Origin of the sequence: Pseudomonas sp. MYb185, assembly GCF_002979975.1 — a bacterium.
Lineage (GTDB): Bacteria > Pseudomonadota > Gammaproteobacteria > Pseudomonadales > Pseudomonadaceae > Halopseudomonas.
This window is the reverse complement of sequence record NZ_PCQD01000011.1, coordinates 22,796-41,059: the sequence shown is the minus strand read 5'-3', so window position 1 is coordinate 41,059 and position 18,264 is coordinate 22,796. Positions and strand designations below refer to the sequence as shown.

Annotated in this window: 20 protein-coding genes; 12 read left to right on the top strand and 8 right to left on the bottom strand. The window is 62.2% G+C overall.

Annotated elements, in window-relative coordinates:
* Window positions 1–19 precede the first annotated feature (19 nt).
* The 8 genes from npdG to CQ007_RS15265 all read right to left on the bottom strand — a co-directional run bounded on the left by npdG (window position 20) and on the right by CQ007_RS15265 (window position 8,422).
* Window positions 20–688, bottom strand: a complete 669-nt coding sequence (gene npdG / locus CQ007_RS15300) for an NADPH-dependent F420 reductase (protein WP_105646710.1) — start codon at window positions 686–688, stop codon at window positions 20–22.
* Window positions 685–2,145: a coenzyme F420-0:L-glutamate ligase gene (cofE, locus tag CQ007_RS15295; protein WP_105646709.1), complete on the bottom strand. Its 1,461-nt coding sequence runs from the start codon at window positions 2,143–2,145 to the stop codon at window positions 685–687. The genes npdG and cofE overlap by 4 nt, the downstream gene beginning before the upstream one ends.
* Complete coding sequence (gene cofD, locus CQ007_RS15290; RefSeq protein ID WP_105646708.1) at window positions 2,139–3,110, bottom strand: 2-phospho-L-lactate transferase; 972 nt, start codon at window positions 3,108–3,110, stop codon at window positions 2,139–2,141. The genes cofE and cofD overlap by 7 nt, the downstream gene beginning before the upstream one ends.
* Complete coding sequence (gene cofH, locus CQ007_RS15285; RefSeq protein WP_105646707.1) at window positions 3,107–4,333, bottom strand: 5-amino-6-(D-ribitylamino)uracil--L-tyrosine 4-hydroxyphenyl transferase CofH; 1,227 nt, start codon at window positions 4,331–4,333, stop codon at window positions 3,107–3,109. Before cofH ends, cofD begins: the two co-directional genes overlap by 4 nt.
* Before the next feature lie 11 nt (window positions 4,334–4,344).
* Window positions 4,345–5,475: a 7,8-didemethyl-8-hydroxy-5-deazariboflavin synthase CofG gene (gene cofG, locus CQ007_RS15280; RefSeq protein ID WP_105646779.1), complete on the bottom strand. Its 1,131-nt coding sequence runs from the start codon at window positions 5,473–5,475 to the stop codon at window positions 4,345–4,347.
* A gap of 524 nt (window positions 5,476–5,999) precedes the next feature.
* Window positions 6,000–6,653 (bottom strand): TIGR04211 family SH3 domain-containing protein, encoded by a 654-nt coding sequence (locus tag CQ007_RS15275; RefSeq protein ID WP_105646706.1) that lies wholly within the window; start codon window positions 6,651–6,653, stop codon window positions 6,000–6,002.
* A gap of 178 nt (window positions 6,654–6,831) precedes the next feature.
* Complete coding sequence (gene trxA, locus CQ007_RS15270) at window positions 6,832–7,710, bottom strand: thioredoxin (RefSeq protein ID WP_105646705.1); 879 nt, start codon at window positions 7,708–7,710, stop codon at window positions 6,832–6,834.
* A gap of 58 nt (window positions 7,711–7,768) precedes the next feature.
* Window positions 7,769–8,422 carry a methyltransferase gene (locus CQ007_RS15265; protein WP_105646704.1) on the bottom strand — a complete coding sequence of 218 codons (654 nt, stop codon included), beginning with the start codon at window positions 8,420–8,422 and terminating at the stop codon, window positions 7,769–7,771.
* Window positions 8,423–8,528: 106 nt separating this feature from the next.
* Here CQ007_RS15265 and CQ007_RS15260 point away from each other — a divergent pair, with 106 nt between their 5' ends.
* From CQ007_RS15260 to CQ007_RS15205, 12 genes are all read left to right on the top strand, one after another.
* Window positions 8,529–10,052: an AMP-binding protein gene (locus tag CQ007_RS15260; protein ID WP_105646703.1), complete on the top strand. Its 1,524-nt coding sequence runs from the start codon at window positions 8,529–8,531 to the stop codon at window positions 10,050–10,052.
* Window positions 10,053–10,106: 54 nt separating this feature from the next.
* The gene (gene nrdR / locus CQ007_RS15255) at window positions 10,107–10,574 is read left to right on the top strand and encodes a transcriptional regulator NrdR (protein WP_105646702.1); all 468 of its coding nucleotides are present in this window, start codon (window positions 10,107–10,109) and stop codon (window positions 10,572–10,574) included.
* The gene (gene ribD, locus CQ007_RS15250) at window positions 10,567–11,688 is read left to right on the top strand and encodes a bifunctional diaminohydroxyphosphoribosylaminopyrimidine deaminase/5-amino-6-(5-phosphoribosylamino)uracil reductase RibD (protein ID WP_177424375.1); all 1,122 of its coding nucleotides are present in this window, start codon (window positions 10,567–10,569) and stop codon (window positions 11,686–11,688) included. The genes nrdR and ribD overlap by 8 nt, the downstream gene beginning before the upstream one ends.
* A gap of 235 nt (window positions 11,689–11,923) precedes the next feature.
* Window positions 11,924–12,589: a riboflavin synthase gene (locus tag CQ007_RS15245; protein WP_105646701.1), complete on the top strand. Its 666-nt coding sequence runs from the start codon at window positions 11,924–11,926 to the stop codon at window positions 12,587–12,589.
* 18 nt (window positions 12,590–12,607) lie between these two features.
* A complete protein-coding gene (gene ribBA / locus CQ007_RS15240) occupies window positions 12,608–13,702 on the top strand; it encodes a bifunctional 3,4-dihydroxy-2-butanone-4-phosphate synthase/GTP cyclohydrolase II (protein WP_105646700.1) in 1,095 nt (364 codons plus the stop codon).
* A gap of 58 nt (window positions 13,703–13,760) precedes the next feature.
* Complete coding sequence (ribE, locus tag CQ007_RS15235) at window positions 13,761–14,237, top strand: 6,7-dimethyl-8-ribityllumazine synthase (RefSeq protein WP_105646699.1); 477 nt, start codon at window positions 13,761–13,763, stop codon at window positions 14,235–14,237.
* Window positions 14,238–14,291: 54 nt separating this feature from the next.
* Window positions 14,292–14,726, top strand: a complete 435-nt coding sequence (gene nusB, locus CQ007_RS15230; RefSeq protein WP_105646777.1) for a transcription antitermination factor NusB — start codon at window positions 14,292–14,294, stop codon at window positions 14,724–14,726.
* Window positions 14,727–14,753: 27 nt separating this feature from the next.
* Window positions 14,754–15,734, top strand: coding sequence for a thiamine-phosphate kinase (gene thiL, locus CQ007_RS15225; RefSeq protein ID WP_105646776.1), 981 nt, complete (start codon window positions 14,754–14,756; stop codon window positions 15,732–15,734).
* Window positions 15,727–16,221 carry a phosphatidylglycerophosphatase A gene (locus CQ007_RS15220; protein ID WP_105646698.1) on the top strand — a complete coding sequence of 165 codons (495 nt, stop codon included), beginning with the start codon at window positions 15,727–15,729 and terminating at the stop codon, window positions 16,219–16,221. The genes thiL and CQ007_RS15220 overlap by 8 nt, the downstream gene beginning before the upstream one ends.
* A 119-nt stretch (window positions 16,222–16,340) precedes the next feature.
* Window positions 16,341–16,952, top strand: a complete 612-nt coding sequence (gene ribA, locus CQ007_RS15215) for a GTP cyclohydrolase II (protein WP_105646697.1) — start codon at window positions 16,341–16,343, stop codon at window positions 16,950–16,952.
* Window positions 16,952–17,380 (top strand): hypothetical protein, encoded by a 429-nt coding sequence (locus CQ007_RS15210; RefSeq protein WP_105646696.1) that lies wholly within the window; start codon window positions 16,952–16,954, stop codon window positions 17,378–17,380. The genes ribA and CQ007_RS15210 overlap by 1 nt, the downstream gene beginning before the upstream one ends.
* A gap of 52 nt (window positions 17,381–17,432) precedes the next feature.
* Complete coding sequence (locus CQ007_RS15205; RefSeq protein ID WP_105646695.1) at window positions 17,433–18,194, top strand: NYN domain-containing protein; 762 nt, start codon at window positions 17,433–17,435, stop codon at window positions 18,192–18,194.
* Window positions 18,195–18,264 lie beyond the last annotated feature (70 nt).

Here is an 18,264-nt window from a genome sequence, read left to right as displayed (position 1 = left end):
TAGGTACTTCTCAATTGCCTCAGGCGCTGGGCGCCCAGATGCGGATTCCTGCGTGGGTGAAAGGGACTTTCTTGGAAATATTCAGGCGTATCAGAATCGGCGTAATGGCCTCGATACAGCGGGCACTGCTGGCCGGGCCGCAATCGTAGGCGGCGATGTCCATTTTGTTGATCAGCTCAATGGCCTTGTCCTTGGCGGCCAGGGTGTCGCCGCAGACCAGTACATCGCAGTTGATGGCGTGGTCCAGATTGTTCAGGGTGGCCGCGGATACGTTATGCAGCGCGCCAACAACGGGAATCGCCTCACCCAGCAGCTGCTGGGCAGCCTCGGTAGCCGAGCCGGCAGCTGGCATGGCCACGGCACGGGGATTACCCTCCGCCAGCGGGACCACGATATCGACCAGAATCTTGTTCTGCAGCAGTTCGCCAATCGATTCGAGGGTGGCGTCATGGGCCGCATAGGGTACGGCCAGTACCACTATCTCATCGGCTGCGCCGACGGCGTCGCGGATATCCATGCCCCGAATAGAGGCAGCCGAGGCTGGCAGCAAGGCCTGGAGTTCCCGGGCTGTGGTGTTGGCCCGCTCGGCATCGCGGGAGCCGATCGCCACCGGTACACCGGCACGTGCCCAGCGTAAAGCCAGTCCCCGGCCCTGCGGGCCGGTACCACCTAGAATTGCAATAGTCATCGGAAAAGGTCCTCTTTTTGTGGTCTTATCAGGTCAGTTGCCGAGCTGTGGGCGGGCTCCCAGTCCACGCCCTGGAAAAGAATCGCGGGTGTTTTGCCGTTCTTGCTCATCAGCAAGCCGGAAGCGGCAGCTATTTCATCGGCCAGGGCTGGGATGGTGACGGCCAGTTCCCGGCCAAAGGCATCCTGGTCACCGACCAGGCTGACCTGGGCGGGCACATTGGCCAGGCCTATGGCGACATTGACCAGTCCCATCCGCCAGGGGCGGCCGAAGGTATCGGTGATCACCACGCCAAGACGTACGGCAAAGGTTTCTTCGAGGGCAGCGCAGAGTCTTCTGGCACTGTTGTCGGGGTCCCTGGGCAGCAGGATGACGGTGTTTTCCTCGCCCACGTTGGACTCATCCACCGCCGCGTTGGCGCAGATAAAGCCCAGCCGGTGTTCAGCGATCAACACGCCCTCGGCCTGTTGTGGATGTTTGAAAGACCGCACCACCCGGCGGGATTCACGCAGAATGACTTCGACCTTGCGTGGGTCCTTGTTCAACTGGGTCGCTAGTTGCCGGGCCTCTTCACCTGGTTTTATGGTTTCCAGCGAAACCACCTGGCCCTCTGCCTTGGAAACGACCTTGTGGGCAATGACCAGGATGTCGCCATCCTTCAACTGAACATCATTACCTTGAATCGCCTTGACCAGGATATCGGCCAGATCGTCGCCAGGCCGGATATCCCCGATACCTGCCAGGGCAAGCATGCTCAGCCCCTGCGGTCGACTCGGCGCAGGGGCGCTCGCTGCGCCTGGCTGCGGCGCTGGTGATGGCAGGTCACCGCATGCAGCTTCGGATTGATGAGCCGGCTCGTTGGATTGACTGGCCAGATGGGCAAGATCATCCGGGGTGTCGATATCAAAACGCAGCTTGGGCAGATGTACCAGGCTGCAGGTGATTCCTCTTTGCTGCGCGGCATTGCGGTGCTGGTCACTGGAATAAGGACCGAAATGAAACGGCAGGACGTTCGGTGGCGTAGTCAGTAGAGCATTGGTGCCACGATCATGTGCCGGGCTGATCAATACCGAGGGGACTGGCCGCGGGTGATTGATCAGGGTGCGTAGCTCGACCTCATCCAGCTGGGCTATATCGGCGGGGATCAACAATTGTGAATCATAGCCGTGCGCACAACTCCACTCGGCGGCCAGTTGCGCAGCGGCTGACATGCCGCTGGCATAGGGTTCACGCAATACCGCAGCGCCATAGCTGCTGGCCAGCTGGGCAATGGTTTCGCACGCCGTGACGACCAGTACATCCTGCTCGGGCATCCGGTCACGGAAGAACATCAGGGTTCGCTCACATAACCAGCGGGCCAGCCCTTCACGCCGGCTGGGTTCGAGCAAGGGCTCCAGCCGGGACTTGGCGTCAGCGAAGTCCCGCACCGGAATCACCACCAGGGTTTTCATCAGCATGCCAGCTTCTCCACGGTAACCAGCTCTTGCGCGAACTGCAGCAGCTCCCGGGCCAGGCGTGCCTTGTCGGCGGTATGCTGCATCAAGGTATGGGTGACCATGACGTTGAGACCGCGTTGTTCAAGGTCGCTGGTCTCGGACTGGTCCTGATGATCGATGATCAGTCCATCAATCAGGTCGGTATAGCAATCAGCGATCCCGACGTTGTCGCAGCTGTAACCACAGGCGCTCAGCATGCGATCGGCCGGGCCTTTCACGGTGGCGCCACCAATCAACGGGGAGACGGCGATCTTGACGGCGTTGGACAGGGCAAAGGCCTGCCCCAGGCCGGGCACCGCCAGGATCGGTCCGATACTGACAATCGGATTGCTTGGCGCGATGACCAACAGGTCCGCCTCGCGGATGGCAGCAAGGGCTTCCGGCGTTACCGTGGCGTGTTCAAGGCCATCCAGCTGGATCTCCAGAATCTCGGGCTGACATTGCTCGCGGACAAAATATTCCTGGAATGACAGCCAGCCCTGAGGGGTCCTGACCCGGGTTTGCAAGCGGTCATCGGTGGGCAGAACGATATTGCTCTGTACGCGGAAGGACTCGGCAATCCGCTGGGCGATAACGCTGGGTCGAACACCCTGCTGGCGCAAATGGCTACGCATGATGTGGGTAGCCAGGTCCTGGTCGCCCAGGTACATCCAGCTGTCGCAGCCCAGGCGTTTCAGGCCGTCGAGTACGCGGTTGCTTTCATTCGCCAGCCCCCAGCCTTTGTCACTGTCGATCCGGCCAGCCAGGGTATAAGTCAGGGTATCGATATCCGGGGATACCCATAGGCCATGGAACTCCTGATCATCCGCGACATTGCCGATAATGCTGAGCTGGCCGGGCTCGCAGATGGCTGCCAGGCCAGCCGCGAGCTTGGCCCCGCCAACCCCGCCGGCGAGCAGGGTGATGCGTGGTTGGTGTCTGTTCATCGCAGCCCCCCGGCAACCTGGGGTAGTTGCACGACAGGCACGATGTCGGGACTGTCATAAACGGTAACGTGACGGTACAGCGTATTGCGCCGGACCGGCTGACGGCCCATGTTGCGCATGATCTGAATGAAACTGTCCGGGTGCATTTCCTGACCGTGCTCAGCCCCTGCCGCCCGGGAGATACTCTCGTTCATCAGCGTGCCACCCAGATCATTCACTCCGGCGGAAAGCATTTGCTGAGCCAGCTCTGGTCCCAGTTTCACCCAGGACGCCTGAATGTTGTCGATCCAGCCGTTGAGCATGAGGCGGGCGACAGCATGCATGCGAATATGCTCCAGCCGGGTGGGGCCCGGCCTGACGCCGTCCTGCTCCAGATACAACGGGGTTTTATGATGGATGAACCCCAGGGGGACGAACTCGGTGAAGCCGCCGGTCTCTTTCTGAATGTCACGCAGCAACGCCAGATGAGCAGCCCAATGTTCTGGCCCGTCAATATGGCCGTACATGATGGTGGAGGTGGTTGGCAGGCCCAGCCTGTGAGCCGTCTTGACGATCTCCACCCATTCTTCGGTGGTCAGTTTGTCGCGGGTCAGCTGTTTGCGGATGGTCGTGTCGAGAATTTCCGCCGCTGTACCGGGCATGGAGCCCAAGCCGTGGTCAATCAGGTCCTGGATAAATTCGGCATAGGACATTTTGCTCTTGCGTGCGCCAAACCAGATTTCGAAAGGTGAAAATGCATGGATATGCATATCCGGCAGCTTGGCTTTGATCGCCTTGAGTATGTCTCGATAGAAGTGCCCGGGAATGCCTGGGTGCAAGCCGCCCTGGATACAGACTTCGGTTGCACCGCGTGCCCATGCCTCTTCGGCCCGGGAAACGATCTCTTCCAGGTCGAAGAACTCGGCGTCAGGGTCATCTTTACGCTTGGCAAAACTGCAGAAGCGGCAACCCATGTAGCAGACATTGGTGTAATTTATATTGCGGTTGATTACGAAGGTCACCGCGTCGCCGACACTGGCGTACCTCAAATGATCAGCGCAGGCAGTTAATGCATCCAGCTCGGCACCCTCGGTGCTGAATAAAAGGATGGCGTCCGCTTCATTAAGTTCCTGGCCCGCTAGTACGCTTTCCAGAATGCGCCGTACTGTTGTACTTACTCCGGGCTGGTAGAGTTCTTTTACCGAGGTAGGCAAGGCGATACTTCCTGGCACTTGTGCATTCATTACGGAACTCCTCATGACAGGCACTGCTGTAACGCCAAGCCGTCAGCGCGAGCGAGAGTGGATAGCCGGGGAGCAATCTCACCAGCAAAGAAATGATCGGGGCGTTCAAGGTAGCTGGGATATACCGCGAGGCGCTCTTCAAGTCCGTAGCCGCAGGCAGCGGTAGCCTGGCGAAGCGCCTCTATTTGTGGCCAGGCACGTTCGGGATTGATGTGATCGATAGTCAGCGGCGAAACACCGCCCCAGTCGTTGATTCCGGCAGCGATGTAAGAGGCAAACCGGGTTTCCAGGTTCGGCGGCGCTTGCAAACTGATGGATGGATCCAGCAGTAGCCGGGCCAGCACCAGCGTGCGAACCATGTCGTTCAGGCTTGGCTCCGGATGGTTAGCCATGGCAGTCCCGGGTTTGGCCCGGAAGTTCTGCACTATGACTTCTTGGATGTGCCCATGCTCAAGATGCAGGTTGTTGATGGTTAGAAGGCTATCCACGCGTTCGGCCCAGGTCTCGCCGATCCCGATCAGGATGCCGGTGGTGAAGGGAACACCGAGGCGACCAGCCCGATCCAGGGTACGGATACGCTGCACGGGGACTTTGTCGGGACAGGCGTAATGGGCTCCGCCCTTGGCAATCAAACGGCGACTGACATTTTCCAGCATCATTCCCATGCTCACGCAGTGGGGCTTGAGCAGCCTGATATCGGCTTCCGAAAGAGTGCCAGCATTCACATGGGGCAGCATGCTGCTTTCATTCAGCACCATGGCGCAAACTTCTGCCAGGTAGCTGATCATGCTGCTATGTCCCTGGCCGGCCAGCGCCGCGCGTGCCTCCGGATAGCGTAACTCGGGCTTTTCTCCAAGACTGAAAAGTACTTCCTTACAGCCCATGCGCTCGCCGTCGCGAACAACCTGCATGACGTCTGCAGGTGTCATCAGTCGTGCATTGGGGGAGCCCGGTTTTTGAACGAAGGTGCAATAACCGCAGTCATCACGGCACATGTTGGTAAGGGGAACGAAAACAGCTCGTGAGTAGCTCAGAGCCTTACCCCAGTGCGTATCTCGAATGCCAGCAGCTTGGCGAGCCAGCTCTATGATTTCGCTGTCAGACGCCTTTTCAAGCGCGAGTGCCTGTGGACGGGTCAACATAATGACCATTGCCTCCGTTATTTTTTTTGTGGAGTCTTAATCATGCCCGTTTTACCAAACGGTAAAAACAGAATAGACCTAATTTTCCCAAATGGTCAAATCTTTAATTGCAATATTGCCAGTCATATTTTCCGGCAGGCGCACGAGTGCCTCTAGAGCGCATGTTTGCTCTATTTCATGGGTGTCTTGCAGGAGTGCAAAAGGCGAGTCGGAGGGCGGCGGAAGATGGAAAATGCGAGATGCCTGGAGCCAGCCATTCGCATGCTCTGCAAGAGCCCGGGCATGCGCCGTTCAAGCGACGTCTTGCATTGATTTCATCGAGTAGGCGGATTTGAGCAGAAGTATTCCCCGGCTTTGCCGGGGAAATTCAGGGCTGTAGCAACGACTTGCCTTTGAAGCCCTGGTTGTTGAGCTGCTCTCAGGCTTTCCTCGTCGCAGTGGAACCTTTGAAGCGAAAGCCTGGGTTATCGCTCATTGCCGTCCCGCGCCCGCCGGCGTGTTGTCTGATATGGAATGACGCCTGTTCAGGCCCATCCATCATTGCGTTTGCGCCCTGAACGCAGCATCGGCGGCAGGACCAGGCCCAGCAGCAGGCCGACACCGGCTATGCCGCCGCCGTAGACCATATAGCGCATCAGTACCTGCTGCTGTTCTGCACCCAGTTGTGCCTGAGCCTCCCGCAGTTGCGAGTGGGCGGCGGTCAGTTCGGCATCCAGCGCTGTGCGCGTGGCCTGCAGCTCGTCGATCAGTGTCTTGCGGGTGTCCAGGGTCTCCTGCATGCCTTGCACGCGAGCTTTCCAGGCGTTGTCGATGTCGGCCAGTTCGGCAGACAGCTGCGCCACCTGCTGCTCCAGTTGCGGCAGGCGCTCGGCATGGCCGGGCACGTTCTGCAGGTCGCTGCTGGGAATCCACACGGTATTGCCATTGGCGCTGCGCACCTGGCTGTAGTCGCCCTGGGTGGCCAGCAGTTGTACTTTCTGCCCGGAGTTCAGTGTGCCGACTATGCGGTAACCATCGGTCGGGCCGCTGCGCACATAGCTGCTCAGGTTGTCGCTGACCCAGCGGGCAGTGTCTGCAGTCTCCTCGGCCTGTGCCGGCAGGATCATGCCCAGCAGGCAGGTGCCGAACAGAGCGGCCCGCAACTGGGAAATACAGGGGATACGGCGGTATGGGGGCATGGGGAAGTCTTCATGTCATGAGGAATGAAACCTGACCTGCAGCCACGGCAGGTGCCAAATTAATCGATAGGAGACAGTAACCAGGCCGCAAAGTTCAAGCGCTGGGTGCTCTGATCAACGAAGCCTTGCCCATGCAGGCAGAAGAGACGCGCTTGGCGTCTGCTTCTTCTGGTCTGTTTCAATACAGCAGCTGGTATAGCTTGCGCCGGTAGCTGATGCTCAGCGGGTGACCATTGCCCAGCAGCTCGAAGGTCTGCAACAGGGTACGTTGCGCGGCGTTGTCGGCATAGCTGCGGTCGCGCTGCATCAGTTGCAGCAGGCCTTCCAGCGCTGCCTGGTGCTGTTGTCCGGCGAGCTGGTGGATGGCCAGCTGGTAGGCCGCTTCGCTGTCGTTCGGGTCGCTGGCCAGGCGTTGCTCCAGCTGGCCGGGGGCGGGCAGGTCGGCGGTCTGGCGAGCAAAGTCCAGCCCGGCGCGCAGCCCGGCAATGGTCTGTTTATGGCTTTCCTTGTCCTCGATCGCGCCGAGTACGGTATCGACATCGTCAAACTGCCGGCTATCCACCAGCGCCCGGGCCAGTAGCAGCAACAGGGGATCGCGACTGTCCTCGGCCATGGTCTGTTGCAGCAGGGCGATGGCCTGCTCCGGCTCACCGGCATCCAGCAGCGCTGCTACCCGGGCTTCCACATCCTCGCCGCTGTCATCGGCTGGCTGGGGCTCTGCCACATGGGGTTCGAGCATGGTACGGATGGCGCTTTCCGGCTGGATACCGGCAAACCCATCCACCGGTTGGCCATCCTTGAACAGCACCACGGTCGGCAGGCTGCGGATGCCGAAGCGTTCGGTCAGTAACGCTTCGGCATCACAGTTGACCTTGGCCAGCAGCAGCTCGCCACCCAGGCTCTCGGTAATGCTGGCGAGCATGGGCATCAGCGCCTTGCACGGGGCGCACCATTCAGCCCAGAAATCCACCAGCACCGGCTTGTGGTGGGAGTTTTCGATCACCAGTTGATCGAAGTTGTCGCTGGTGACGTCAAAGATATAGGGTGACTGGCTCATGCGGAATCCTGAGTAAGAGAAGCTGGCTGTCTTATATGTAGGGGCAATTGATCAATTATCAAGCTGTGGCCTGGTACAAGGCGACCTGGCGAAACGCCAGCGGCTCGCCGAGCTCCGGCCAGGTCTGGCCGTGCAGTATGGCCAATTTGCGGTAGTGCGCATGTTGCAGATCACGTACCCGTGAGTCAGCGACCAATACCGCGCTGGCGCGTTGACGGAACTGGTCGAGAAAACCATGGTTGTCCCGGTCATAGAGCACATCGGCGGCAAGGATCAGATCCAGCTCACCTGCTACGGTGAAGTAATCGGAGGCCAGCTCCAAGGTCAGTCCATTCAATTCGGCATTCAGTGCGCAGGCCAGTTGCGCCGCGGGGTCCAGGTCACAGGCAATACTGCGTTCGGCCCCCGCCGCCCTGCAGGCCAGCGCCACCACACCCGAGCCGCTGCCGAAATCCAGCACCCGTTTGCCACGCACCTGTTCAGGGTTATCCAGAACCCAGCGCGCCAGGGCCACCCCACTGCCCCAGCAGAAGCCCCAGTAGGGCGGTTGCTCAAGCAGGCGTCGGGTTTCATCACTGGCGAAGGCGCGATCCAGGTTCGCCGGGTCCAGCAGCCATAGCTGCAGCTCCGGCAGGCCCGGCAGGCTGGTCGGTTGCAGGCGGGCGTCAGGCAGTATGCGGTGCAGGGTGTGGTGTAGTTGATCGAGCGGCATCCTGGTTATCCGGTCGGTTCAGGGGTAGGCATTATTGTCGGTAACCGTGGCGCTGACTATAGTCATTCGTTTCCGGCTTCGGCGACAGCACAGCGAGAGAACAACAATGACTGCAGAACTGTTTTTTTCCGGCTCCCGACTGAGCCCCGATCAGGTTGAACAGCGCGGCTGGCAACTGTCTGGCGGGCTGGCGCGGTTGGGTGTCGAGGAGGGTGAGGTGATTGCCCTGATGCTGCGCAACAGCGTGCCCTTTGTCGATGCCATCCAGGCCGGTCAGATCGCCGGTTGCTATTACTGTCCGATCAACTGGCATTTCAAGGCGGATGAGGTGGGTTACATCCTGCGCGACTCCGGCGCCAAGGTGTTGCTGATCGAGGCGGATCTGCTGGATCAGGTGCGTGAGGTCATCCCCGCACAGGTATGGGTGCTGGCGGTGGGTGCTGAACCGGGCGCGCTGCAGGGGCGGGAGCGGGATTATCAGGCCTGGCTGGCGGAACAGGCGGCCTATGATGGCCCGCCGCGTACCCCGCGCATGCAGATGGCCTATACCTCCGGCACTACGGGCCGGCCCAAGGGTGTCAAGCGTCTGCCACCGGCGCCGGAGGAGGCGGAGCAACTGCGCCAGCGCATGGGCAGGATGGTTGAAAAAGCCTGGGGAATTCGACCGGGCGTGCGTGCCCTGGTCTCTGCGCCGCTGTACCACAGTGCCCCCGGCTCCTTTACCCAGCAGGCTCTGCAACAGGCTGGAACCCTGGTACTGATGCCGCGCTTCGATGCCGAGCAGACCCTGGAGCTGATCCAGCGGCATCGCATCGATACGGTGTTCCTGGTACCGATCATGTACGTGCGCCTGTTGCGATTGCCCGAGGCGGTGCGGGCGCGCTATGACCTGTCATCGGTACGCTTCGTCGCCTGCACAGGGGCACCCTGCGCACCGGATGTGAAACAGGCGATGCTCGATTGGTGGGGGCCGGTGATCCACGAGACCTACGCCTCCAGCGAGACCGGCATGATCACCATCCAGGATCCGGCCTCGGCCCGGCTCAAGCCCGCCAGCGTCGGTCGACCGATCGGCGATGCGCGTATCCACATCATCGATGCGGACGGCAACGAGTGCGCCACTGGCGAGCCGGGGGTGATCTATGTGCGTCAGCCGGCGGTGACGGATTTCACCTATGCCAACAATCCGCAGGCGCGCGCCCGGGCCGGAAGGGGTGACCTGGTCAGTGTGGGCGATATCGGCTACCTGGATGAGGACGGCTATCTCTACGTCTGCGACCGGTCCTCGGACATGGTCATTTCCGGTGGCGTGAATATCTATCCGGCGGAGATCGAGCATGTACTGATCGGCCTGCCCGGCGTTGCCGATTGTGCGGTGTTCGGCGTGCCCGATACGGAATACGGCGAGGCATTGGTAGCCGTGGTGGCCAGCACCGATCCGCAGCTGGATGCCGAGGCGGTGCGCGCTCATGTGCGTCAGCGCCTGGCGGGCTACAAGACGCCGAAGGAAGTGCGGTTCATCGAGCAACTGCCACGGGATGACAACGGCAAGGTGGCCAAGCGCAAATTGAAGGACAGTTATCTCGCTGCGTCTGGAGCGGGTATGCCGGCAGACGGGCAGGGCATTTAACCGTGGCGGACATCGGGGTAAGATGCCCGCTGCTTGCCTAACAGGAATTCTGCCATGTACTGTCCATTTTGCGGCGCCAACGACACCAAGGTGATCGACTCCAGACTGGTAGCCGATGGCGCCCAGGTGCGTCGTCGGCGGGAATGTCTGGCTTGCCAGGAACGCTTCACCACCTTTGAAACCGCCGAGCTGGTCTTGCCGCGGATCATCAAGCAGGACGGCCGGCGCCAGCCATTCGATGAAGATAAATTGCGCGCCGGTCTGCTGCGCGCGCTGGAGAAGCGTCCGGTCAGTGTCGAGCAGATCGAAGCCGCGCTGGGACGTATCAAGCATCGACTGCGGGCCACCGGCGAGCGCGAGATCAAGGCGATGGTGGTCGGCGAGATGGTCATGGCCGAGCTCAAGCAGCTGGATGAAGTGGCCTATATCCGCTTTGCCTCGGTGTACCGGCGCTTCCAGGACCTCAATCAGTTCCGCGAGGAAATCGACCGCCTGTCCCGTGGCGAGCCGGGCGATGTCTGAACAGCAGAGCGATCATGACTGGATGGCCCGGGCCATCCAGCTGGGCGCGCGGGGGCTGTATACCACCGAGCCGAATCCGCGGGTGGGCTGTGTGCTGGTCCAGGCTGGCGAGCTGGTGGGGGAGGGCTGGCACGTCCGTGCCGGTGAAGGCCATGCCGAGGTCAATGCCCTGCGCCAGGCTGGCGCGCGGGCCCGGGGCGCGACCGCCTACGTCACCCTGGAACCCTGCAGTCATTTCGGCAAGACCCCGCCCTGTGCCGATGCCTTGATTGCCGCCGGCGTCAGCCGGGTGGTGGCGGCCATGCAGGACCCCAACCCACAGGTCGCCGGCCGTGGCCTGCAGCGCCTGCGCGACGCCGGCATCGAGGTGCAGTGCGGCCTGCTGGAAGCCGAGGCCCGCCAGCTCAATCCGGGCTTCATCAAGCGCATGCAGCAGGGCCTGCCCTGGGTGCGCCTCAAGCTGGCGATGAGTCTGGATGGCCGCACCGCCATGGCCAGTGGCGAAAGCCAGTGGATCACCGGGCCCCAGGCCAGGGCCGATGTGCAACGGCTGCGGGCGCGCAGCGGCGCGGTGATCAGCGGTGCCGACAGCGTGCTGCTGGATGATTCGGCATTGACCGTGCGGGCCGCCGAGCTGGGGCTGGAGCCGGCAGAGGCACAGGCCGCGGCGGCGCGGCAGCCGTTGCGGGTGTTGATCGACGGCCGCCTGCGTGTGCCGCTGTCGCAACGTCTGTTCCGCGAGACGGGTCCAGTGCTGGTGGTCTGCACCGACGCTGGCCGGCGCGAGGCCGAATACCAGGCCCACCAGGCCGAGCTGCTTACCTTGCCTGACCATGCCGGCCGGGTCGATCTGGCCCAACTGTTGGCCGAACTGGCCGGGCGCGGCTGCAACGAGGTGCTGGTCGAATCCGGTGCGGCACTGGCCGGGGCCTTCTGGCAAGCCGGGCTGGTCGATGAACTGATCGTATATATGGCACCGAGGTTGCTGGGCAGTCGCGCCCGGCCGCTGCTGGAGCTGCCCTTCGACAGCATGGCCGAGGCCATGGATGTACAGATCACCGACCTGCGTGCGATCGGTAATGATTGGCGAGTCACCGCCCGCCCAGTGGGCTGAGCGGACTGGCGCAACCAGTGCCGCCGGGGTGCGGTGGTCGACTTATGCTGTCGATATGCTGCATCCCTGCTTATAATTGGCGCCGCCACCGGGATCGTGGCCAGGTCGCCGGACTGCCATTCATGTCCTGCTGCCCTTGTTCAGGCTGGCCCGCCATCATCGAGCGGCGGCCTGGCGGAGTGTGATGCGGGAGTGCCGAGCACGCCCTGATAATGCATAGGTAACCGAGGCGAACATGTTTACCGGGATAATCGAAGCAGTTGGACAGATCAGCAGCCTGCAGCCGCGTGGCGGCGACGTACGGGTCCAGGTCAAGACCGGCAAGCTGGATCTTGCCGACGTCAGGCTGGGCGACAGCATTGCGGTCAATGGCGTGTGCCTGACGGTGGTGGAGTTGCCCGGCGATGGTTTCTGGGCCGATGTCAGCCAGGAAACCATGCGCCGCAGCGCCTTCGTCAATCTTGAGGTGGGCAGCCGGGTCAATCTGGAAAAAGCCCTGACCGCGACTACCCGCCTGGGCGGTCACCTGGTCAGCGGTCACGTGGATGGTGTCGGCAAGGTACTGTCGCGTGACGAAGAGGCGCGCTCGGTACGTTTCCGCATCGAGGCGCCGGCGGCGCTGGCACGCTATATAGCGGAAAAGGGCTCGATCACCGTGGATGGCACCAGCCTGACGGTCAACGGGGTGGACGGTGCGGTATTCGATCTGAACATAGTGCCGCACACCCTGCAGGAAACCGTGATGGGCGATTACCAGCCCGGGCGCGCAGTGAACCTTGAGGTCGACGTGATTGCCCGTTACCTTGAACGCCTGCTGCTGGGCGACAAGGCCGCCGAGTCCGGTGCGGCCAGCGGCATCAGCATGGCATTCCTTGCCGATAACGGCTTTTTGAAGTCCTGACGCGCCCGGGAGGGCCGTATGAAACTGAATACTGTTGAAGAACTGCTTGAAGATATCCGCGCCGGCAAGATGGTCATCCTCATGGATGACGAGGACCGCGAGAACGAAGGTGACCTGATCATGGCCGCCGAGGCCTGCCGGGCCGAGGACATCAACTTCATGGCCCGCTATGGCCGTGGCCTGATCTGCATGCCGATGAGCCTGGAGCGCTGCGAGCGGCTCAAGCTGCCGCTGATGGTACAGCGCAACGGTTCCGGCTTCGGCACCAAGTTCACCGTTTCCATCGAGGCGGCCGAAGGCGTGTCCACCGGCATTTCCGCCGCTGATCGGGCGCGCACCGTGCAGGCGGCTGCCGCCACCGATGCGGTAGCCGAGGATATCGTCAGCCCCGGCCACATCTTCCCGCTGATGGCCCAGCCCGGTGGGGTACTGGCCCGCGCCGGGCATACCGAAGCCGCCTGTGATCTGGCGCGCATGGCCGGCTTCGGCGAGTCCGGGGTGATCTGCGAGGTCATGAACGAGGATGGCAGCATGGCCCGTCGCCCTGAGCTGGAGGCCTTTGCCGAGCAGCACGGGTTGAAGATCGGCACCATCGCCGACCTGATTCACTACCGTCTGCTCAATGAGCGCACGGTCAAGCGCGTCTCCGAGCAGCCGCTGGATACCGAACTGGGCACCTTCAACCTGGTGACCTACCGCGACAGCCTGGAGAACGCCGTACACCTGGCGCTGACCCTGGGCGAGATCGAGCCGGAGCAGCCGACCCTGGTGCGGGTGCACAACATGGACCCGCTGCGCGACCTGTTCATGGTCAAGCAGCCGGGACGCTGGAGCCTGCGTGCGGCCATGGCCAAGCTGGCCGAGCAGGGCAATGGCGTGGTGTTGTTGCTGGGCAATCAGATGGAAGGCGACGAACTGCTGCACCACGTGCAGCAACTGACTGGCGATGAGCCGGCGGTGCGCCGTCCCACGACCTACAATACCGTAGGTGCCGGCTCGCAGATCCTGCGCGATCTGGGTGTGCGCAAGATGCGCCTGTTGTCGATGCCGATGCGCTTCAACGCCATATCCGGTTTCGACCTGGAAGTAGTAGAATACCTGCCCTGCGAATAAACGCATTGGATTCACGGCGGCGCCCGGGCGCGCCGCCGGTTCTTTAAGAGAGATTGATATGACTGCTATCCGTACCATCGAAGGCGACTTCGTCGCTGCACAGGGTCGCTATGCCCTGGTTGTTGGCCGCTTCAACAGCTTCGTGGTTGAAAGCCTGGTCGACGGCGCTGTCGACACCCTCAAGCGTCACGGAGTCAAGGAAGCCGACATCACCATCGTGCGGGTTCCCGGTGCCTTTGAAATCCCGCTGATGGTGCGCAAGGTTGCCGAGCTCAAGCAGTTCGACGCCATCATCACCCTGGGTGCAGTCATCCGTGGCGGTACGCCGCACTTCGAATATGTCGCTGGCGAGTGCGTCAAGGGCGTCGGTGCCGTGTCCCTCGACACCGGTATTCCGGTTGCCTTCGGCGTGCTGACCGTGGACAGCATCGAGCAGGCCATCGAGCGTTCCGGCACCAAGGCCGGCAACAAGGGTGCCGAGGCGGCGCTGTCGGCAATCGAAATGGTCAGCGTGCTCAAGCAGCTGGAGGCCTAAGTGGCCGACCACGACGCAAAACCCAAGCGCTCCGGCGGACAGTCGCGCAGCGCCATGCGGCGCAAGGCGCGCAGTCTGGCTCTGCAGGCGCTGTACTCCTGGCAGATGGCCGGCCAGGCGCTGTCGGATATCGAAGCGCAGCTGCGCAGCGATGCCGAGTACGACTTCGACAGTGCCGATGGTGCCTATTTCCGCGAGCTGCTGTTGGGCGTGCCGCAGAACCTGCACGAGATCGACGGGCACCTGGCCCAGGTGCTCGACCGCGCGGTGGATGAGGTCGATCCGATCGAGCTGGCGATTCTGCGCATCGGTGTATTCGAGATGACCCACCGTGTCGATGTGCCCTACAAGGTGGTGATCAACGAAGGTATCGAGATGGCCAAGGTGTTTGGCGCCACCGATGGCCACAAATACATCAATGGCATCCTCGACAAGCTGGCCCCGCGCCTGCGCAGTGTCGAAGTGAATGCGTCCCGCCGGGGGCGTTGAGCCACCGCGGAGGCCGCTGCCATGCCGTTGGGCGAATTCGCACTGATCGGCCGTTACTTCCAGCGTTCTGTGCTGGAGCAGGCCGGTGGTCATGCGGCAGTCGCCCTGGGCATCGGTGACGATGCCGCCTTGCTGCAACCGGCGCCGGGCTGTCAGTGGGTGATATCCACCGACAGTCTGGTGCAGGGTGTGCACTTTCCTGAGCAATACGCCCCTGACGATCTGGGCTATCGCGCACTCGCCGTGGCGGTCAGTGATCTGGCGGCGATGGCTGCCAGACCACTGGGGTTCACCCTGGCGCTGACCCTGCCCGAGATTGATGAGCCCTGGTTGCAGTCCTTCTCCGACGGGCTGGCGCAATGTGCTGTCGATCATCGCATCAGCCTGATCGGCGGCGACACTACCCGGGGTCCGCTGAATATCGGCATCAGTGTCTTCGGTGAGGTAGCCGTGGGGCAGGCGCTGCGCCGCAGCGGAGCGCAGCCGGGCGATCTGCTGTGCGTCGGTGGGCCGCTGGGGGATGGTGCCGGCGGCCTCGCCGTGGTGACGGAACAGGTGTTGCCGCAGGCGCTGCGCCCGGCCGAGCGGGACTATCTGCGCGCACGCTTCTGGCGCCCGCGCGCCCAGTGTGAGCTGGGCCTGGCGCTGGCCGGCGTGGCCTCGGCGGGCCTGGATGTTTCCGATGGTCTGCTGCAGGATGCCGGGCATCTGGCTGCCGCCAGCGGGCTGGCGCTGCACCTGTGCAGTGAGGACGTTCCCTGTTCCACGGCATTGCTGGCCTGGCCAGCGGCACAGCGGCAGGCATGGATGCTGCGCGGTGGTGATGATTATGTACTGCTGTTCACCCTGCCTGCGCAGCAGGCAGGTCAGCTCGACCACTGGCGTCAGCAGGGCTGGCCGGTCAGCGTGATCGGCCGGGCCCAGGCCGGGGCCGGCGTCTGGCTGGATGGTCAACCTGTCGCCGGCGCTGGCGGCTACCAACATTTCAAGGAGTCCGCCGATGGCTGAATCCCACTCGCCCACGCCGCCGTCGGTCTGGCGTAACCCGATTCACTTCCTGGCCTTCGGCTTCGGCAGCGGCGCATTGCCCAAGGCACCGGGCACCTGGGGCACCCTGGTGGCGCTCCCCTTCGTGTTGCTGTGGCAGCAACTGCCACCGGGCGGTTATGCACTGGTGCTGGTGATCAGCACCTTGCTGGGGATCTGGCTGTGCCACCGCACCGCAGCGGATCTGGGGGTGCATGACCATGGCGGTATCGTCTGGGACGAGTTCGTCGGCGTGTGGATTGCCCTGTGGCTGGCGCCGACCGGCTGGCTATGGCTGTTGGCCGGGTTCGTGCTGTTCCGCCTGTTCGACATCTGGAAGCCCTGGCCGATCGGTTGGGCCGACCGGCGCGTCAGCGGTGGTCTGGGCATCATGCTCGATGACATCCTGGCCGGCGGCATGGCGCTGGTGGTACTGCTGATAGCAGAGTGGCTGCTGGCGCTGCTGTAACCAATGATCTGGTACAGGCACTGTGGCTTCGGAAATGCACTGGCATATCGGCGCTGACTGGCAGGCCCATGTCCTGCTAAGATAGCGACCCTCTTACAGCGTGGTGTACAGGAGACAGCGTGTCAGTCACCTTTGTTGCGTCATCCCAACTGCCTACCAAGTGGGGCACTTTTACCATGCACGGCTTCCTCGAGCCCGGTACGGGCAAGGAGCACGTGGTATTGACCATGGGCGATGTGAGCGATGGCCAGCCGGTGCTTGGGCGTCTGCATTCGGAATGCCTTACCGGCGATGCGTTGTTCAGCCTGCGCTGCGACTGCGGCTTCCAGCTGGAAGCGGCATTGAAGGCGATCGCCGAGGAAGGCCGTGGTGCCCTGTTGTACCTGCGCCAGGAAGGCCGGGGTATCGGCCTGATGAACAAGATCCGCGCTTATCATCTGCAGGATGGCGGCGCCGACACCGTCGAAGCCAACGAACTGCTCGGCTTTGGCGCCGACCAGCGTGACTACGCCATCTGCAAGCCGATGCTGGCGCACCTGGGTATCACCAGCCTCAAGTTGCTGACCAACAACCCGCGCAAGGTCAAGGCGCTGGAAGACTTCGGCATTACCGTGGCCGAGCGCATCCCGTTGAAGACCGGTCTCAACCCGTTCAATCGCAATTACCTGGCGACCAAGGCCGGTAAGCTCGGCCATCTGCTGGGTACCATTCACCAGGCCGAGGCAGAATGATGCTTGATGCACGCCCCCACTGGCAGGCCATGCGCCGCAACTGGCGCATGCAGTGCCTGGCTTCGTTGATCCTGCCAATCGCCGTGGTATGGTTGTTCCATGATCGTGATGGCGGTGCCTATGCCAGCGTCGGCGTTCCGCTGTTCATAGCCGGTCTGCTGACCCTGCTGCTTACCGTCTGGCGCTTCCGCCATTACAAGCAGGCGCTGCTGCAGGTCGACGCCCTGGGTGACGACAGCCAGGCCGAGTCGGCATGGAATCGACTGCACCATAACCAACTGCTGGGCCTGACCAACGCCAAGCTGCCCGGCTGGATCGGCATGCTGCACTATGTCTGCACCATGGAAGCAGTACCCCTGGTGCTGCTGGTACTGGCCAGCCAGGGGGCCATGCTGCTGTATCGGCCGCCATCACAGCGCTTCAGATAACCGCCGCTGGCACCGCGTAATCATGGCGCCAGCCCCTGCAAGGGAGTGGGACATGATCGGAAACGGAAAGGCTGACAGCCTCGCGGTACTCATCGATGCAGACAATGCCAACCCGGCGATCGTCGAAGGTCTGCTGGCAGAAGTCGCCAAGCTCGGTGTGGCCAGCGTCAAACGCATCTACGGTGACTGGACCACACCGGGGCTGGGCAAGTGGAAGGCCAATCTGCTGGAGCATTCGATCCAGCCCATCCAGCAGTTCGCCTATACCTCCGGCAAGAATGCCACCGACAGCGCTATGATCATCGATGCCATGGACCTGCTGTATACCGGTACCTTCGATGGCTTCTGCCTGGTCTCCAGCGACAGCGACTTCACCCGCCTGGCCGCGCGCCTGCGCGAATCCGGCAAGGCGGTCTACGGTTTCGGCGAACAGAAGACGCCCAAGCCGCTGGTGGCCGCCTGTGACCGTTTCATCTACACCGAAATCTTTCTGCAGCCCGATGTGGCAGAGCACCCCGAGTCAGCAGGCAACCAGGGCAGTATTCGCCGCCGCAGCAGCCAGGAACTGCGCCAGGATGCCAAGCTGTGCAATCTGTTCCGCCAGGCCATCGATGCGACTGCCGACGATGACGGCTGGGCCAGTCTCGGGCCCGTGGGCAGCCAGATCACCAAGCAGATGCCGGAGTTCGACCCACGCAACTATGGTTACAGCAAGCTCAGCGAGCTGGTGGAAGGCATAGGGCTGTTTACCCTCCGGCGCGAACACAACCTGCTGAGCATCAAGGACCAGCGGCCCGGCAAGCGGGGCAGTTAAGCCGTAGTCCAATGATGCATAGTCAAGGCGTTGATCGCCGCCTCATGGCTGATATTTCTATCCGCGTCAT

Coding starts and splice junctions, on each gene's coding strand:
- CQ007_RS15260 (WP_105646703.1), top strand. CDS start 8,529: ATGACTGCAGAACTGTTTTTTTCCGGCTCCCGACTGAGCCCCGATCAG.
- CQ007_RS15205 (WP_105646695.1), top strand. CDS start 17,433: ATGATCGGAAACGGAAAGGCTGACAGCCTCGCGGTACTCATCGATGCA.
- trxA (WP_105646705.1), bottom strand. CDS start 7,710: ATGAGCCAGTCACCCTATATCTTTGACGTCACCAGCGACAACTTCGAT.
- cofE (WP_105646709.1), bottom strand. CDS start 2,145: ATGCTGATGAAAACCCTGGTGGTGATTCCGGTGCGGGACTTCGCTGAC.
- nrdR (WP_105646702.1), top strand. CDS start 10,107: ATGTACTGTCCATTTTGCGGCGCCAACGACACCAAGGTGATCGACTCC.
- ribD (WP_177424375.1), top strand. CDS start 10,567: ATGTCTGAACAGCAGAGCGATCATGACTGGATGGCCCGGGCCATCCAG.
- CQ007_RS15275 (WP_105646706.1), bottom strand. CDS start 6,653: ATGCCCCCATACCGCCGTATCCCCTGTATTTCCCAGTTGCGGGCCGCT.
- cofG (WP_105646779.1), bottom strand. CDS start 5,475: ATGTTGACCCGTCCACAGGCACTCGCGCTTGAAAAGGCGTCTGACAGC.
- nusB (WP_105646777.1), top strand. CDS start 14,292: ATGCGGCGCAAGGCGCGCAGTCTGGCTCTGCAGGCGCTGTACTCCTGG.
- ribBA (WP_105646700.1), top strand. CDS start 12,608: ATGAAACTGAATACTGTTGAAGAACTGCTTGAAGATATCCGCGCCGGC.
- cofD (WP_105646708.1), bottom strand. CDS start 3,110: ATGAACAGACACCAACCACGCATCACCCTGCTCGCCGGCGGGGTTGGC.
- cofH (WP_105646707.1), bottom strand. CDS start 4,333: ATGAATGCACAAGTGCCAGGAAGTATCGCCTTGCCTACCTCGGTAAAA.
- npdG (WP_105646710.1), bottom strand. CDS start 688: ATGACTATTGCAATTCTAGGTGGTACCGGCCCGCAGGGCCGGGGACTG.
- CQ007_RS15265 (WP_105646704.1), bottom strand. CDS start 8,422: ATGCCGCTCGATCAACTACACCACACCCTGCACCGCATACTGCCTGAC.
- CQ007_RS15210 (WP_105646696.1), top strand. CDS start 16,952: ATGCTTGATGCACGCCCCCACTGGCAGGCCATGCGCCGCAACTGGCGC.
- ribE (WP_105646699.1), top strand. CDS start 13,761: ATGACTGCTATCCGTACCATCGAAGGCGACTTCGTCGCTGCACAGGGT.
- CQ007_RS15220 (WP_105646698.1), top strand. CDS start 15,727: ATGGCTGAATCCCACTCGCCCACGCCGCCGTCGGTCTGGCGTAACCCG.
- CQ007_RS15245 (WP_105646701.1), top strand. CDS start 11,924: ATGTTTACCGGGATAATCGAAGCAGTTGGACAGATCAGCAGCCTGCAG.